Source organism: Paenibacillus sp. FW101-FHT12H11, assembly GCF_058790355.1.
Genome location: NZ_JBYTCO010000018.1, coordinates 38477 through 54935, shown reverse-complemented (window position 1 = coordinate 54935; position 16459 = coordinate 38477). Strand labels below are relative to the sequence as shown.

The 16459-nt window shown below is 47.9% G+C and carries 17 protein-coding genes; all 17 read left to right on the top strand.

Annotation, left to right across the window (positions count from 1 at the left end; translation table 11 throughout):
• Positions 1-100: 100 nt before the first annotated feature.
• Positions 101-937 carry a pur operon repressor gene (gene purR, locus AC3WTJ_RS36065; protein WP_492526428.1) on the top strand — a complete coding sequence of 279 codons (837 nt, stop codon included), beginning with the start codon at positions 101-103 and terminating at the stop codon, positions 935-937.
• 4 nt (positions 938-941) lie between these two features.
• Positions 942-1325, top strand: a complete 384-nt coding sequence (locus AC3WTJ_RS36060; RefSeq protein ID WP_127457133.1) for a RidA family protein — start codon at positions 942-944, stop codon at positions 1323-1325.
• A 118-nt stretch (positions 1326-1443) separates the two neighbouring features.
• Positions 1444-1728: a septation regulator SpoVG gene (gene spoVG / locus AC3WTJ_RS36055; RefSeq protein WP_028557369.1), complete on the top strand. Its 285-nt coding sequence runs from the start codon at positions 1444-1446 to the stop codon at positions 1726-1728.
• 138 nt (positions 1729-1866) lie between these two features.
• Positions 1867-3270, top strand: coding sequence for a bifunctional UDP-N-acetylglucosamine diphosphorylase/glucosamine-1-phosphate N-acetyltransferase GlmU (gene glmU / locus AC3WTJ_RS36050; RefSeq protein ID WP_492526425.1), 1404 nt, complete (start codon positions 1867-1869; stop codon positions 3268-3270).
• A gap of 142 nt (positions 3271-3412) precedes the next feature.
• Entirely contained in the window at positions 3413-4048 is a 636-nt protein-coding gene (locus tag AC3WTJ_RS36045) for a 50S ribosomal protein L25 (RefSeq protein ID WP_407870184.1), read from the top strand.
• A 390-nt stretch (positions 4049-4438) separates the two neighbouring features.
• Complete coding sequence (gene pth / locus AC3WTJ_RS36040) at positions 4439-4999, top strand: aminoacyl-tRNA hydrolase (RefSeq protein ID WP_127457137.1); 561 nt, start codon at positions 4439-4441, stop codon at positions 4997-4999.
• A gap of 130 nt (positions 5000-5129) precedes the next feature.
• Positions 5130-5354 (top strand): anti-sigma-F factor Fin family protein, encoded by a 225-nt coding sequence (locus AC3WTJ_RS36035; RefSeq protein WP_145669352.1) that lies wholly within the window; start codon positions 5130-5132, stop codon positions 5352-5354.
• Positions 5355-5449: 95 nt separating this feature from the next.
• Positions 5450-8977 (top strand): transcription-repair coupling factor, encoded by a 3528-nt coding sequence (mfd, locus tag AC3WTJ_RS36030; protein ID WP_492526421.1) that lies wholly within the window; start codon positions 5450-5452, stop codon positions 8975-8977.
• Positions 8958-10064, top strand: coding sequence for a peptidylprolyl isomerase (locus AC3WTJ_RS36025; RefSeq protein ID WP_492526419.1), 1107 nt, complete (start codon positions 8958-8960; stop codon positions 10062-10064). Before mfd ends, AC3WTJ_RS36025 begins: the two co-directional genes overlap by 20 nt.
• 250 nt (positions 10065-10314) lie before the next feature.
• On the top strand, positions 10315-10857 hold the full coding sequence (gene spoVT / locus AC3WTJ_RS36020) for a stage V sporulation protein T (protein ID WP_127457141.1): 543 nt from the start codon (positions 10315-10317) through the stop codon (positions 10855-10857).
• A gap of 131 nt (positions 10858-10988) precedes the next feature.
• Entirely contained in the window at positions 10989-12695 is a 1707-nt protein-coding gene (locus AC3WTJ_RS36015) for a putative polysaccharide biosynthesis protein (RefSeq protein ID WP_492526417.1), read from the top strand.
• A 125-nt stretch (positions 12696-12820) separates the two neighbouring features.
• Entirely contained in the window at positions 12821-14338 is a 1518-nt protein-coding gene (yabN, locus tag AC3WTJ_RS36010; protein ID WP_492526415.1) for a bifunctional methyltransferase/pyrophosphohydrolase YabN, read from the top strand.
• A 168-nt stretch (positions 14339-14506) separates the two neighbouring features.
• Entirely contained in the window at positions 14507-14779 is a 273-nt protein-coding gene (locus AC3WTJ_RS36005; RefSeq protein ID WP_029197991.1) for an HU family DNA-binding protein, read from the top strand.
• The gene (locus AC3WTJ_RS36000; protein WP_127457143.1) at positions 14779-15042 is read left to right on the top strand and encodes an RNA-binding S4 domain-containing protein; all 264 of its coding nucleotides are present in this window, start codon (positions 14779-14781) and stop codon (positions 15040-15042) included. The genes AC3WTJ_RS36005 and AC3WTJ_RS36000 overlap by 1 nt, the downstream gene beginning before the upstream one ends.
• 117 nt (positions 15043-15159) lie before the next feature.
• Entirely contained in the window at positions 15160-15447 is a 288-nt protein-coding gene (gene yabP / locus AC3WTJ_RS35995) for a sporulation protein YabP (RefSeq protein ID WP_157324487.1), read from the top strand.
• On the top strand, positions 15444-16019 hold the full coding sequence (gene yabQ / locus AC3WTJ_RS35990; protein ID WP_492526412.1) for a spore cortex biosynthesis protein YabQ: 576 nt from the start codon (positions 15444-15446) through the stop codon (positions 16017-16019). The genes yabP and yabQ overlap by 4 nt, the downstream gene beginning before the upstream one ends.
• Before the next feature lie 15 nt (positions 16020-16034).
• Entirely contained in the window at positions 16035-16355 is a 321-nt protein-coding gene (locus AC3WTJ_RS35985) for an FtsB family cell division protein (RefSeq protein ID WP_161407612.1), read from the top strand.
• Positions 16356-16459: the final 104 nt, after the last annotated feature.

Here is a 16459-nt window from a genome sequence, read left to right as displayed (position 1 = left end):
GTTATGTATATGTTAAGTTAATTTTCATGTGAAGCTTGAATAAATACGTATAAAAGTGGTATATTTTCTTTATATTATTCGGATTTTGGGGGGTAGTGCGATGAAAAAGTTGAAAAGGAGCGCTAGGCTGGTAGAAATGACGCAATACTTGTTATTTCGCCCCCATTCGTTAATTCCTTTAACGACTTTTGCCGAGCGTTACAACTCAGCGAAATCCTCGATCAGTGAGGATTTGGCGATTATTAAAGAGGTTTTTGAAGAAGAAGGACTCGGGGAACTGCAAACGCTTGCGGGTGCAGCCGGCGGCGTGAAGTTCTCACCGAAAGTGCCGAAGGAAACCTCGTTGAAGTTCATTGAGCAGCTCTGTTTGCAGCTGCAGCAGCCTGAACGGATCCTGCCAGGCGGTTACTTATATATGTCCGATATCATGGGGCAGCCCCAGTATTTGAATGAAATTGGCAAAACGTTCGCATCTGCGTTCGCAGGGCGTGATATCGATGTGATTATGACCGTAGAAACGAAAGGCATTCCGCTCGCGTACGCGACGGCTACTTATATGAATCTACCCGTTGTTGTTGTTCGTAGGGATAGTCGGGTAACAGAAGGCTCAGCCGTAAGCATTAACTATGTTTCCGGCTCCAACAAACGTATTCAGACCATGTCGCTTGCAAGACGCGCCTTGAAAGAAGAATCCAAGGTGCTTATCATCGATGATTTCATGCATGTCGGCGGAACGATTCACGGCATGATGGATCTGCTGGCGGAATTCAAAGCCTCAGTCCAAGGGGTTGGCGTCTTCATGGAGTCTGTGGAAGTGGAAGAACGTTTAGTGGATCAATACGTTTCCCTATCCCGATTGTTTGGCGTTGATTCCAAGACCAAACAAATCACGGTAGAGCCAGGTAATTATTTTGATAGTAAAAAAGGAGACGCGTAAAACGATGGAATTCATCTCAACAACGGCAGCACCTGCTGCTATCGGACCTTATTCACAAGCCGTGAAGCTCGGTAATTTGCTGTTTACTTCAGGACAAATCCCGCTTGGCTTAGATGGGCAAATCGTACAGGGCGGCATTAAGGAGCAAGCTCATCAAGTGTTTGCAAATTTGAAAGGCGTGTTGGAAGCAGCGGGTACTTCTTTCGATCAAGTTGTGAAAGCGACCGTTTTCCTCAAGGACATGAATCAATTTGCTGAGCTGAATGAGATCTATGGCACCTACTTTGGAGATCACAAACCGGCTAGATCGACTGTCGAAGTGGCTAGATTACCACGTGATGTTTTTGTCGAAATAGAGTTAATTGCTGTGATTCCTGTCGAAATTTAACAGTAACATTAAGATTGTATAAAATTATCGAAAATTTCAAAAAAATAAGAAGGAATTTGCACAACGATGTGGAATATTACACCCAAGTCTCAGAGATGGAAAAAGGTGGTGAACACAAGTGCAAATTACAGATGTAAGGCTCCGCCGGGTCAACTCCGAGGGGAGGATGAAGGCAATCGCTTCCATAACTATCGATAATGAATTCGTAGTACACGACATTCGTGTTATTGATGGGAACAACGGTATGTTCGTAGCGATGCCAAGCAAACGAACGCCGGATGGGGAGTTTCGAGATATCGCTCATCCAATTTCTTCTACGACTCGTGAGAAAATTCAAGCTGCGGTATTGGCTGAATATGACCGTGCAGCGGTAGAAGAAGAGGTTATTGAAGAAGGCGCATAATGTCTAATAATTGAGAGGGCCCGTAAGGGCTCTCTTTTCTTTTTGGGGACTTTGATGCTATATTTGGTAAAGAACTGTTAACTACTTCATTTAGGCATAAATCATACAGCTATTTATAATAAAGGGGTTGGATAGTCTTTGAAACTCATGGCGATTGTGTTGGCGGCAGGACAAGGTAAACGAATGAAATCGAAGCTGTATAAGGTGCTTCATCCGGTTGTAGGCAAACCGATGGTAGGGCATGTTGTAGATACTCTTCGGCAAATAGATGTAACAAGAACGATGGTCATCGTAGGATTTGGAGCAGAAGCCGTCCGGAATTATCTTGGAGATCAGGTTGAGTATGCACTCCAGGAGAAGCAATGTGGAACCGGTCATGCGGTCCTGCAAGCGAAAGATTTGTTAGGCGATGAAGACGGGATGACGGTGGTCATCTGCGGAGATACGCCGCTAATCTCAGACGTAACGCTTAAGAATACGATAGAACTTCATCAGCGTTCGGGCGCGGCAGCTACGATCCTGACAGCGAAGCTCGATGAGCCGCAAGGCTATGGCCGTGTGATTCGCGGTGAAGATGGCAGAGTTGCGCGAATAGTTGAACAGAAGGACTGCAGCAGCGAGGAAGCGGCTGTTCAGGAGATTAATACAGGGACATATATTTTCGATAACCGGAAGCTCTTCAAGGCGCTGGGCTCTGTCACAAACAACAATGCTCAGAATGAGTATTACTTGACGGATGTCATCGGTATCATGACGAGTGCAGGGGAAACTGTGCAAGGGTACTGCATGGCGGATGCTGCAGAATCTATCGGCGTGAATGACCGTGTGGCGCTTGCCGAAGCGGAACGCTTGTTCAAAGCGCGCATTAACCGTGAGCATATGCTGAACGGAGTTACGATTATTGATCCTGCCAACACATATATTGAGAAGGATGTTGTGATTGGAGCGGACACCGTTCTGCTGCCAGGTACTATTTTGCGCGGGAAAACGATCATTGGCGAGCAGTGCACGATCGGACCTCAAACCGAGATTATTGATTCTGTTGTGAAAGATGACGTTACGATTAAGCAATCCGTTCTCCAAGAGGCTTTTGTGGATAATGAGGCTAGCGTAGGGCCTTTCGCGTATTTGAGACCTGGAGCGGACATCGGGAAGCAAGTGAAGATCGGCGATTTCGTCGAAATCAAGAATGCGAAGCTTGGCGAGGGCACGAAAGTGTCTCACTTAAGTTACGTTGGAGATGCGATTGTTGGCACAAATGTTAACATTGGCTGTGGCGCGATTACGGTTAATTACGATGGATTTAATAAGAGTTTAACGGAAATCGGAGACGATGCGTTCGTAGGCAGTAATGTGAACTTGATTGCTCCTGTGAAAATCGGCAATGGTGCATACGTTGTCGCAGGATCGACCATTACCCACGCTGTGAGCGATGGGGATCTGGCTATCGCAAGAGAAAGACAAACGAACAAACCCGGTTACGCGGACAAAATCAAAGGCCGGATGAAAGCGAAGAAAGAAAACAAAGCTAAAAAAGAATAGGAAAACGTTAAATCTCCCTAGCGAGGGGGAATTTGGATGGAATCTCTGAAGGATGGGTACGCTATGAACTAGCTGTTACCCACTTGGCGTCGTTTACGAAAGTAAGTGTGCTGAGCAAAATTCTTAGGAGGTTCTTTTTCTTATGGCATTGTCACTGAAAGCGGAAGCCCGCAAGGACACAACGAAATTCGATATCAAACAACTGCGTGTAAAAGGCAAAGTGCCTGCGGTCGTGTATGGCAAAAAGGTGGCTGCAACGGTGATAACCGTCGACCAGAAGGAATTAGTGGCGCTGCTTCGCAAAAGCCCGCACGCTGTCATTGAGCTGGAGCTGCCGGACGGCGGCAAGCAGCCGGTCATGATCAATGAAATCCAGCGCAACCCGTTGAACCGGGAGCTGCTCCATGTTGACTTCCATCAAATCAACATGGACGAGCCAGTCAAAACAGTGGTCACCTTGGAGTTCATCGGGGATGCTGTTGGGGCGAAGGAGGGCGGTATCTTGCAAATTCAATTGCATGAGCTGGAAATCCGCTGCTTACCGAGTGAGATCCCGGCATCGATTACTGTGGATATTTCGAATGTAGGAATCGGAGAAAATATGCTGGTTAGTGAGCTCAACGTGCCGGGCACGATTGAAGTGAAATCGGATCCGAGCGAGCTTGTACTGACCATCCTGGCGCCTCAGAAAGAGGCTCCTGAGGATGTTGCTGCTCAGGGCAAAGAGGATAAGCCAAGTGAGGTTAGTGAGGAAGCGAAAGAAGAGCAGACCGTATAAGCTTAAAGAAGGGTACCCTCGCCGCTGCGCAAAGGGTATCCTTTGTTTTTCCTCTTTCTTCCGTTAATACCCGGGTCGGGAAACGATGAAGTGCGTATTTCTGTTATAAAACGTATTATTAATTTTAATAAAATGCGGGCTGTAAAATTCGATATAGCCTATATCCTTATGCAGATTTTGGTAGTATACTTGGACGGGAATACCGGCATCTATATGATCTTGAAAATGATGATCGCTTGTAAGTTGTTGACCGTTTAGATACATATTCGCTGTTTCACCCGCAATTATGAATTTGATGTTCACTTTAGTAACATATAGGTAAACAATAACCTTAAGATGCAGGTTACGCCAAGGATTTTTTAGTAAAAGGCTAGGAGGATCTGGAAAAAAATGAAATGTTTTATCGGACTGGGTAACCCGGGAAAGCAATATGAGATGAATCGGCATAATGTCGGGTTCATGGCGATAGACCGTTTTGCCGCCAAATGGGGGATAAACTCTTTTCAAAGTAAGGGGAAGGGACATCTGGGAGAGGGAAACGTGAACGGCACGAAAGTATTTCTATTGAAGCCGATGACGTATATGAATCTGTCAGGTGAGTCGATGAGAGCAATCTTGGACTTTTATAAACTGAAGGTGGAGGATGTCGTCATCATTTATGATGATATGGACACGCCTTTCGGGCAAATCAGGCTCCGCTATCAAGGAAGTGCAGGCGGCCACAATGGGATTAAGTCCATTATTCAGCATGCCGGGACTCAGAGCTTCAACCGCATTCGCGTGGGCGTGAACCGTCCAGCTCCAGGCTATAATATCGCTGATTATGTCTTGGCGAACTTTTCCAAGGAAGAGATGAAATCGCTGGATCAGGTGCTGGATCTAACCTGCGAAGCGATGCTGTCGAGCTTGGACGAGCCTTTCGAGAAGACGATGGGCAAATTTAATAAATAGGTAAAACGGTTTGTCTCCAAACATCATAGGCATGGTCCTTATTCGAAAATGACAATGGTACATTCGGCTAATTTCTCCGGAGAATGGTCATACTAGGATGTAATTGAATCGTCGAAGGAGGCATACATATATGATTAAGTACATTTGCAGGCATTGTCATACCTTTGTTGGGGAAATTAATCAAGCAATTACGGAGCAGCAACTCGGCTTCCATTTCTTGACCCCTGATGAGCGTAGAGATATAATATCGTATAACACGAATGGTGATGTTACGGTTAGGGTTGTTTGCGATTACTGCCGCGAGGCGCTGGAAGCCAATCCAGAGCTGTCGCTGCTGGCCAGTCCATTGCAGTAACATGATATTTTCGCTGAATTAAAATGATGAAGATGAAGAGTTAATAGCCGAGGCAAGTGTGCCAAGGCTTCTTTTTGTGAGAGGAGTGTACTTGTTTGCAAGCTTTAATACAGGCTTTTTCTGCGGATACCGACTTTCAAACGATCGTGTCAGGCATCAGGTCCGAGATGAAAGAGCAGCTCGTTGCCGGACTTACCGGTTCCTCCAAGCAAGTGATGATCGCAACTCTTGCGCGAGAGCTAACGCGCCCGCTATTCATTGTTACTCATAATATGTTTGCCGCTCAAAAAATAGCGGAGGATTTGCTAGAATGCCTATCATCCGATGATGTTCTGCTCTATCCGTCGCAAGAGCTTCTGACAGCGGAAGAAGCAGCTTCCAGCCCGGAGATGCTGGCACAGCGCATTGATGTGCTCACGAAGCTAGCGGGCGGTTACCGCGGCATTGTGATTGCTCCGTTCGCAGGCGTGCGCAGATTGCTTCCGATTAAGCAAGTGTTCGAAGAATCCCGAATAACCGTTAAAGTCGGGGATACCATTCAACTGGATGAGCTTCTCAGCACCTTGTCGAATTTGGGCTACGAACGCGTGGAGCGGGTGGAGACCAAAGGGGAGATGAGCGTTCGCGGCGGCATTCTGGATTTGTTTCCATTGACGTCGGAAAATGCGATCCGAATTGAACTTTTTGATGTCGATGTGGACTCTATTCGGACTTTTGATGTGAGTGACCAGCGGTCAATAGATAAATTAACGTCGATTACGATTCCGCCATGCCGTGAGATTCAAGCGGATAGAAAGCGATTACAATCTGCTGCCCAGCATGCATATGAACTGCTGCAGGCTCAGCTGGAGAAGATGACCGACCGAACGGCCAAAGACAAGCTGCTTGAAGGGATCGGACATGACATTGAACTGCTCCGTGAAGGGCAGACGTTCCCGGGCATTTATAAATATATTTCTCTTCTATATACGGAAAGACAGACCCTCATAGACTACATGCCTAAGGATGCGGTGCTGATTATCGACGAACCGGCTCGTTTGCTGGAAACCGCGAAGCAGCTTGAGCGCGACGAGGCAGAGTGGATGATGCATGCGCTGACAGAGGGGAAGAGCTTGCCGGCTTTTGTGCTGTCCAAATCTTACGAAACGCTGCTGCACCGCAGACCTTTTCCAACGTTGTATCTCTCTCTATTTCTGCGTCAGGTCATTGGGATTCAACCGCAAAATATCGTGAACTTCGTCAGTCGCGTGATGCAAAATTTCCACGGGCAGATGAATTTGCTCAAAGCGGAGATGGAGCGTTGGAAGAAAAACGGAGCCAACGTCATTCTACTTGCCAACGGCGAAGAACGTGCTGAACGGGTGAGGCGTGTTCTGAACGACTACCAGATTGAAGTGCCGGAAATTGTAGATGGGAATCTGCAAACAGGGTTTGAACTGCCTTCGATTCATTTGGTTGTCATTACGGAAGGCGAGATTTTCACACAGAAACAGCGCAAAGCCCGTAAAGTCGAGAAGAAGCTGGAGAACGCCGAGCGGATCAAAAGCTATCAAGAGCTTAAAATTGGCGATTATGTTGTTCATGTGAACCATGGGATCGGGAAATACGTCGGTATAGGTACGCTCGAAGTGGGCGGTATCCACAAAGATTATTTGCATATTATGTATGCCGGCGGCGATAAGCTGTCAGTGCCGATTGACCAGATTGATCTGATTCAGAAATATGTAGGTTCCGAAGAGAAGGAACCGAAGGTTTATAAGCTTGGCGGAGCCGATTGGGCGAGAGTGAAGAGCAAGGCAAGAGCATCCGTTAAGGATATTGCCGATGAGCTGATTAAGCTTTATGCGGAACGACAGGCTACGACAGGTTATGGATTTAGCAAAGACAGCTCCTACCAAAACGAGTTCGAAGCCATGTTCCCGTACGATGAAACGCGGGATCAGCTTCGTGCCATCGAAGAAATTAAGAACGACATGGAGAAATCGCGTCCGATGGATCGCTTGCTTTGCGGCGACGTTGGTTACGGGAAGACCGAGGTTGCCGTTCGTGCGGCCTTTAAAGCAGCCATTGACGGTAAGCAGGTTGCGGTCTTGGTGCCGACAACGATTTTGGCGCAGCAGCACTACGAGACATTCCGCGAGCGTTTCTCCGGCTATCCGTTTAATGTGAGGGTGCTCAGCCGTTTCCGCTCCAAGAAAGAGCAGACGGAAGTCATGAAGGGTGTCAAAAAAGGAACGGTTGACGTTGTCATTGGAACACACAGATTGCTGTCACAAGACGTGCAATTCAAGGATCTAGGCCTGCTGATTGTCGATGAAGAGCAGCGGTTTGGCGTATCCCACAAAGAGAAGCTGAAGCGGCTTAAGACGAACGTCGACGTGTTGACGCTGACCGCAACGCCGATTCCAAGGACGCTGCATATGTCTATGCTCGGCGTTCGGGATTTGTCCGTTATTGAAACGCCGCCGGAAAATCGGTTCCCTGTTCAGACGTACGTGGTCGAGTATGGCCCGACACTGGTTCGGGAAGCGATCGAGCGGGAGTTGGCGCGTGAAGGTCAAGTGTATTACCTTTACAATCGGGTTCAAGGGATTACGCAGATTGCCGATCAAATCTCGATGATGATACCGGATGCCCGTGTTACAGTTGCGCATGGTCAGATGGGCGAGCAGGAACTTGAGAAAACGATTCTTGACTTCTTGGACGGAGAATACGACGTGCTTGTCAGTACGAGCATTATCGAGACGGGTGTCGATATTCCGAATGTGAACACGCTTATCGTTCATGATGCGGATAAAATGGGACTTTCTCAGCTGTATCAGCTGCGCGGTCGCGTAGGGCGATCGAATCGCGTTGCGTATGCTTATTTCACGTATCAGCGGGATAAAGTGCTCACGGAAGTAGCGGAGAAACGGCTTCAAGCGATTAAAGAGTTTACAGAACTTGGCTCAGGCTTTAAAATTGCGATGAGGGATTTGTCGATTCGCGGTGCAGGGAACCTGCTGGGTGCCGAACAGCATGGCTTCATTGCTTCTGTAGGATTCGACCTCTACTCACAGATGTTAGCCGAAGAAATTGCAAAGCTGAAACTAGAAATAGATGGGGAAGCGACCATCCCGGAACCGGAATGGAACACTTCCATCGACATACAATTGGATGCCTATCTGCCATCCGACTACATCTACGACAGCATGCAAAAGATCGAGATTTACAAAAAAGTGGCCGCGATTCGCACGCTGGAAGAAGCGGCAGACCTGCATGATGAGCTCGTGGATCGCTTCGGAGATCTGCCGCAGGCCGTGTTTAACTTGCTGTCAGTGGCTCGCCTGAAAGCATACGGTGCGGAGTACCGAATTGAAACGATTAGCCAAAAAGGGGATGATTACCTAATCAAGGTGCATATTGACCAAAATGGCAGGCTGGATGGACAGAAGCTGCTTAATTTGTCCAAAGGCTTTGATAATCGGATCAAGCTCAATGCAGACCCGCAGTTGCATATTGTTATTCGCTCCAAAGGTATGAAGCCAGAAGCTTCCATCGAGTTGGTGGAAAAATTCTTGGTACAATATAAGGATGTTCTGAAAACGAAAGGGGAATTAAAGGATGTTGCCAAATCATACTAGCAAACGACTTTTTTCTAAAAAATGGATATTAAGCATGGTGGCATTGCTTGTTGCATTTTCCGTATTAAGTGCTTGTGGAAGCAAAAAGGAGGGTGCAGCAACCGCTTCACCTTCCCCATCTGCAGCAGCAACAGCAACGGGTAATCCGGCTGACGTGATTGCGACTTACAAAGAAGGCGGCAAAATCACGCGCGGTGAATTCGATTCTTTCATCAACGTGAACAAAATGTTCTCGCCACAATTGGCGCAATTCATGACAGATCCGGCTTTTCAACAAGATATGTTGAAGCAAATGGTGACTTTCCGCGTGTTGTCTGCGAAAGCGGATGACAAAGTAAAAGCGGATGCTGACAAACAAGTCACTGAGCAAATGAAAGCTATCACGGATTACTTCGGTAAACAAGAAGGCGGAATGGACAAGCAGTTGAAAGACAACGGTATCGAACTGAAAGATATCGAGTCTTTGATGAAAATGAGCTTCTACACAATGGGCAGCATGGAAAGCAAAATCACGGACAAAGCTGTTCAAGATTCTTATAACGAGCAAGCAGCTGCACATGCTTTTGATATCGCGACAGTTAGCCACATTCTGATCTCCTTGAAGGATGCAGCTACTCAGAAAGATCTGCGCACGAAAGATGAAGCTTTGGCACGAGCGAAAGAAGTTAAAGGCAAATTGGATAGCGGCGGAGATTTCGCGGAACTAGCGAAACAGTATTCCGATGATCCAGGTTCCAAAGATGCTGGCGGTACGTACAAAGATGCAGACATCAACCAATGGGTGCCTGAATTTAAAGAAGCGGCAAGCACACTTCCTTTGAACAAAATTTCAGATCCGGTTGAATCCTCTTTTGGTTACCACGTGATGAAAGTGGAATCCAGAAGCACGAAACAGCTGGATGACACGCTTAAAACACAAATCAAATCTCAGCTTGCGGAGAAATCCCTTTCTGAGTTCGCAGAGAAAGAATACCCGAACTTGATCGAAACGAATAATTTGCCTAAACCGGAAGCAAGCCCGGCTCCAGCGGCAAGCCCTGCTGCAAGTCCAGCGGCGAGCCCTGCAGCAAGCCCGGCGGCAAAGTAAGAACTTACCAGGATGTCCGAATATGGACATCCTGTTTTTATTTGTTATTTTTGGACAACATAATCACAGCAGGGTGCAATGCAAAGCTACATAAAGAAAAATTCCTTAGCAGAAGCGACTGCATAGAAGATTGGGAAGTGAAGAATACTATGGATAGAATTCAAGTTCCCACCAACACCCGATCTAGCATACAAGATTTCATGCTCCTGTCGTATCTAATTCTTGAGCGGAAAGTGAGGCATCTAGAGGTATGAAAGCAACTGGAATTGTCCGTCGGATAGATGATTTAGGGAGAGTTGTTATTCCCAAGGAAATACGACGCACACTGCGAATTCGCGAAGGCGACCCTTTGGAAATTTTCGTTGATCGCGATGGTGAAGTGATTCTGAAGAAATATTCGCCTATTGGAGAGCTCGGTGATTTTGCTAAGGAGTACGCAGAGTCGTTGTTTGAGAGTACGAATCATGTTGCCATGATTTCAGACCGAGACACGATAATTGCTATGGCTGGTGGGTCCAAAAAGGATTTCTTAGAAAAATCAGTGGGGTCAATTATTGAATCCTGTATGGAAAGCCGTAAACCGATTCTGGAGAGCAACTCCGGGCAGTTTGAGATTATTAAGGATATGAATGAGACGTTCTCTTCTTTCGTCGCTGCTCCAATTGTGGCGGGGGGCGATCCAATTGGCTCCGTTATTTTGATCTCGAAAGACGAGAGTGTAAAAATGGGGAACATGGAAGTGAAGATGGTAGAAACAGCGGCCGGTTTTCTGGCGAAACAGATGGAACAATAGAGAAAATCATAAAACACAAAGGCTTCCTTACTGAGGTGATGTTCATCTGTAAGAGAAGCTTTTTTTGTCTGCATAGAGCTATTTCGTTATAATACGTGTATAGGTATCACATCAGGCAGAGGAGAAATAGGATGGGGGAGACCGGCAAGGGGCATCACATGGATCGCGAAGAGCTCCATCAGAATGCCGGAAAACAGGGGACAGCCAAGCTGTTAAAAGGGGCTGCGGTTCTGGGTGCAGCAGCTGTGCTCTCGAAGTTACTGGGCACATTGCAAAAAATACCGCTGCAAAATGTAGCGGGAGATGCCGCTTTTGGTATCTATAATGCGGTTTATCCGCTTTATATTTTGATTTTATTTGCGGCAACGGCAGGTTTTCCTGTCGCTGTTTCCAAGTTTGTGGCGGAGAGTGTCATTCACGGCGATCATCGTGAGGCGAAACGAATCGCCCGCATATCGGGAACAGTACTGCTAGGCAGCGGTATCGTTTTGTTTGTATTGCTGTATCTTGGAGCGGGCGAAATTGCCGGTTGGATTGGGATTCAGCAGACGGAGAAGGCGATTCGAAGCGTTTCCTTTGCCCTGCTCTTGGCTCCGACACTGGCGGTGCTGCGCGGTTATTTTCAGGGGTATCAAAACATGCTGCCAACCGCGGTCTCACAAGTCATGGAGCAATTGATTCGGGTTATTACGATGGTTGCTTTACTGCTTTATTTGGCGGCACTTGCTTATGATGAGGAGTGGATTGCAGCAGGAGCAACTTTCGGTTCCGTTACCGGTGCAGCGGCAGGGCTAGTGGTTATGTATACATATTGGCGAAAAGCCATGCGGAATCTGAGTGATTCGGAGGAGCAGGAGGATGGAGGCAGTCCTAAAGCTCAGCTCCTGTCCACTCGGCAGTGGGTGAGACGGATTGCAGCTTATGCGATTCCTGTCTGCTTAGGAGCGATCGTAGTGCCGCTTCTGACTTTGGTCGACACGTTTACGATGCCGCGGTTGCTCGAAGCTTCGCAAGGCAGCGAGCTTGAGGCTATGCGGCAGTTTGGTTTGTATAACCGCGGCTTGCCGCTCGTCCAGCTTGTTGTAATGGTGGCTTCCTCGATGTCCGCTGTCCTCGTTCCTGCGATGGCGGATGCGAAGGCAAGAGGGCTGACCGATGTCATGCGCTCCCGCGCGGAAATGTCCATCCGGCTCTCTTGGCTTATTGGGTTGGGCGCCTCGTTTGGACTCGCATTTGCCGCGGTGCCGATCAATATCATGCTGTATAAAAACAATGAGGCAAGCCTAACGATGGCCGTGCTGGCGTTCACGGCCTTGTTCAGCACGCTGAACGCGGTCTCCGCCAGCGTGCTGCAGGGGGCCGGCGCGATTCACACGCCGGCGCAGGCCTTGCTCGTTGCCATCGTGCTGAAAGGACTCGGCAACGTCGTGCTCATGCCCCGCTGGGGCATCGAAGGCGCCGCGCTCAGCGCGGTCATCGCCTACGCCGCTGCGGCGGGGCTGAATCTGGTGCAGCTGCGCCGCTGCACCGGGGCGCGCTTCGCGCTGCGGCCGTACGTCATCGCACCCACGCTGGGCGTGGTGGCGATGGGCGTTTGCCTCGCAGCGCTGCAGCTGCTGGCCATGCCCGCTGTGGCGGCATGGCACGTGCCTGAGCGATTGAGCGCGAGCGCCATCGCTTTGGTTGGGGTAGCCGGCGGCGCGGCCGTCTACGGGCTTGCGCTGCTGCGCAGCGGCAGCATCAGCCGCGAGGAGCTGCGGCTGATGCCGGAGCTGGACCGGAAGCTGGCGCCGGTCCTGGCTCGGATCTGGCCGGCGGGGCGTTCGGCCGGCCGGTAGAGCCTTGTCTTGTGAGCCTGTATTGATGGGCTGAAGCCTAATCCATGCTGTATGTTGCACAACATACAACATAGCTTGCAGGCTTGCTCTCAAATAACAAACATATTTCTCAGGAGGTGCCATCCATGTCAACTCAAGCTCAAATAACCGTCGTCGGACTCGGAACGGGAGACGAAGACCAGCTCACACTCGGCGTCTGGAAAAAGCTCCAAAGTGCAGCAAAATCACAAGCCGCGCTCTATTTGCGCACGGAAGACCATCCGATGGTCCGTATGTTGGACAGCAATCAAATCCCTTACCAAACTTTCGACGCCAATTATGTGGCTCATCAAAGTTTTGAAGGGGTTTATGAATCTATAGCGGAAGCACTTATTCAATCTGCCAAAGATTCATCCATCGAGGTCATCTATGCTGTTCCCGGTCACCCCATGGTGGCGGAGTACACGGTACAGCTTTTGAAGCAGCGGTGTCCGGAAGAAGGGATCTCGCTCCAAGTCATTGGGGGAGAAAGTTTTCTGGATCAGGCATTTTTACGCTTTGGCTTTGATCCGATCGATGGATTTCAACTGCTTGATGCGACCAGTCTCAGCCGCTATGCGCTAAATCCGCAGATGCATACAATTATCGGGCAGGTCTATGATACCTACACGGCGTCAGACCTCAAGATTTCTCTCATGGATACATACCCGGATGAATATCGCGTTGTTGTGGGCCACTCCCTGGGTGTGGCGGGTGCCGAGCAGATTATTGAAGTGCCGCTGCATGAGCTGGATCATGTGAAAGGCTACGGAAATTTATCGCTAGTTTGGGTGCCGAAAAGCGAGGAGGACGAGGTCCGCTATCGCACTTTTGGCCGATTGCATGAAATCGTGCAAATTCTTCGGAGTCCAGAGGGCTGTCCTTGGGATCGCGAGCAGACGCATGCCAGCCTCCGCAAAAATCTCATAGAAGAAGCTTACGAAGTGCTGGAAACGATCGATGAAGATGATCCTGAGCACATGTGCGAAGAATTGGGAGATTTGCTGCTGCAAGTTATGCTGCATGCCCAGATGGAAGAGGAGATCGGGACTTTCACTGTGTATGACGTGATTGCTACGCTAAATGAGAAACTCATTCGCCGCCATCCGCACGTATTCGGGAACAACAAAGCGGAAGATGCCGATGAGGCGCTTGTGAACTGGAATGCGATGAAGGCCGAAGAGAAGCGGAAGAAAGGCATCGACGTGACGAAGCAATCGGTCCTGGACGGCATTCCACGGGAGTTGCCTGGGCTCATGAAGGCTTTGAAGCTGCAGAAGAAGGCGGCTACTGTCGGCTTTGATTGGTCCGAGCTGCAAGAGGTGCTTGGGAAGCTGGACGAAGAGCTGGTCGAACTGCGTGAGGCTATCGACAATACGTCGGAAGAAGCAGCTCAAGATCGGCTTGAGGAGCTTGGGGATGTGCTTTTTTCTATTGTAAATGTTGCTAGATTCCTCAAAATTGATCCGGAAGAAGCTATTGCGCACACAAATCGCAAATTTATTCAAAGATTTTCATATATGGAAGATCAGCTACGTTTAAAAGGGCTTTCTTTTGAACAAACTGGGTTATCAGAGATGGAAAATTATTGGCAGGAAGCAAAAAAAGTTACAAAACTTCGCTAGTAATAGAAGGAATTTGGCGAAAAAAGAAGAATACTAAGTTTGGTGTAAGGTTGAATATGGAAATTTACTAGTAGGGATATTTGAACATCGTTCAAAGTCTCTCAGCTTTGCGAGTTTTGGTACATAGAAGACATGATCTTCAACTATTTTTGGGAGGTAACAAATCACATGAACAAAACGGATTTAATCAACAACATTGCAGAAAAAAGCGGACTAACTAAGAAAGACGTAGAAGTTGTACTTAACGGATTCCTTGGTGAAGTTACAGACGCTCTTTCATCCGGAGATAAAGTTCAATTAATCGGTTTCGGAACTTTCGAAACTCGCAAACGTTCCGGTCGTACAGGCCGCAACCCACAAACTGGTAACCCAATCGTGATCGCGGAATCCAATGTTCCAGCTTTCAAAGCGGGTAACAAGCTTAAAGACGCTGTAAAATAATGCGAATTGACAAGTTTCTAAAAGTATCTCGACTGATTAAGCGCCGAACCGTAGCGAAGGATGTGTCCGACCAAGGGCGTGTCTGGATTAACGGCAGAGATGCCAAGGCGAGTACGCAAGTGAAAGTCGGCGACGAATTAGCTATTCAATTTGGTCAGAAAAAAGTGACGATTCGCGTAGAGCTCCTGTCGGAGTCGACCCGCAAGGAAGACGCTGCGAAGATGTACACGCTGGTCAAGGAAGAGGCTTATCAGTCCGAGTAACACGATATAACACCGAATAGTCCAGGATTCCCGGATGAGGGATCTTGGGCTTTTTTTTGGTTCTAAAATAGGACATCCTCCCATATCGTAATGATAGATGAAGGAGGGGTACAGGCCATGATGGAACCCGTTAAAAATACGAACAAACGGCAAGAAATCAAAATGCTGAATCGCAAGCTCTTGGAGATCTCCGGAGTTTTGAACGTAGAGAGCTTTGACAGCGAAGAGTTCCTCCTTGAAACGGAAATGGGCTACCTGATGATTAAGGGGCAGAATTTGCACATTAAGAATTTGAGCTTGGAGCAGGGGTTAGTCGCCATTGAAGGACTTATTCAAGAATTATCGTATGTGGATGGAAATACCCAGGAGAAATCCAAGGGGTTTCTTGGTAAATTATTCAAGTGACGCTGAACGTTCAATTCCACACGATCTTCATGATGTTTTTGAGCGGGGTTGCCATTAGCGCGATGTTTGATGTGTTTCGTGTGCTTTCCGGTAAGCTCAGGTTGCCGCGATGGACGATTCCGCTCATTGATACGGTGTATTGGATTGTGGCGACAATCCTCGTGTTCCGACTGTTGATTTACAGCAATGAAGGACAAGTTCGCATGTTTATTTTTCTGGGAATGGGGATCGGTATTTGCTTTTATTTCGCCTTCCTCAGCCAGGCAGTGGTTCATCTGACGCTGTTTCTCATACGAGTAGTTATTGCGATTTACAAGTTTATTGCAAAAACCGTCGAAATTCTTATCATTAAACCGATCATTGGCTTATATCGTCTAACTGTGATAATTTTGGGCTTTTTGCTTGCTGTAGCTATATTCCTTTACAGAATTGTGCTACAATTGCTTTATCCTTTGTGGAGATTACTCCTCTGGATGACTCGGCCTGTGCATAAATATTTCGTGATCCCTGATTGGTTGAAGAAGCTGACAGGCAAGATCGTAACGTTGTATCGCAGGTTATTCTCAAAGTAGGAGGAATTCCTATACATGCAGGCTCAAGCAACCGCACCAAACAAGCGCAGCAGTAGTGTAGGCTCAAAGCGAAGACTGCGTTTTCTGATGATCTTTGTTCTCTGTTTTATGAGTTGGGCTGCTGTTAACATTTGGGGGCAGTTCGCTAAGCTTCACGAGAAGAGAAATGCCGTGGCGAATATGGAGCAACAGCTCGTTGATGCGAAGAAGGTCAAGGAGCAGACGCAGAAGGAAATCAGTAGGCTTCATAATGATGAATACTTAGATCAAATTATTCGCCGGGATTTTCACTATAGCAAAACGGGAGAGACGCCACTTAGTGTCTCGAAGCAATAAAAGGACTGAAGAAGGGGCGAATGCCGTGTTGACCGTGGTTTCTGCATCGGTTATAATCGGCGTAGCCAGTGTTTTCAACATTTTAAGGGAGGAACATTTTACTT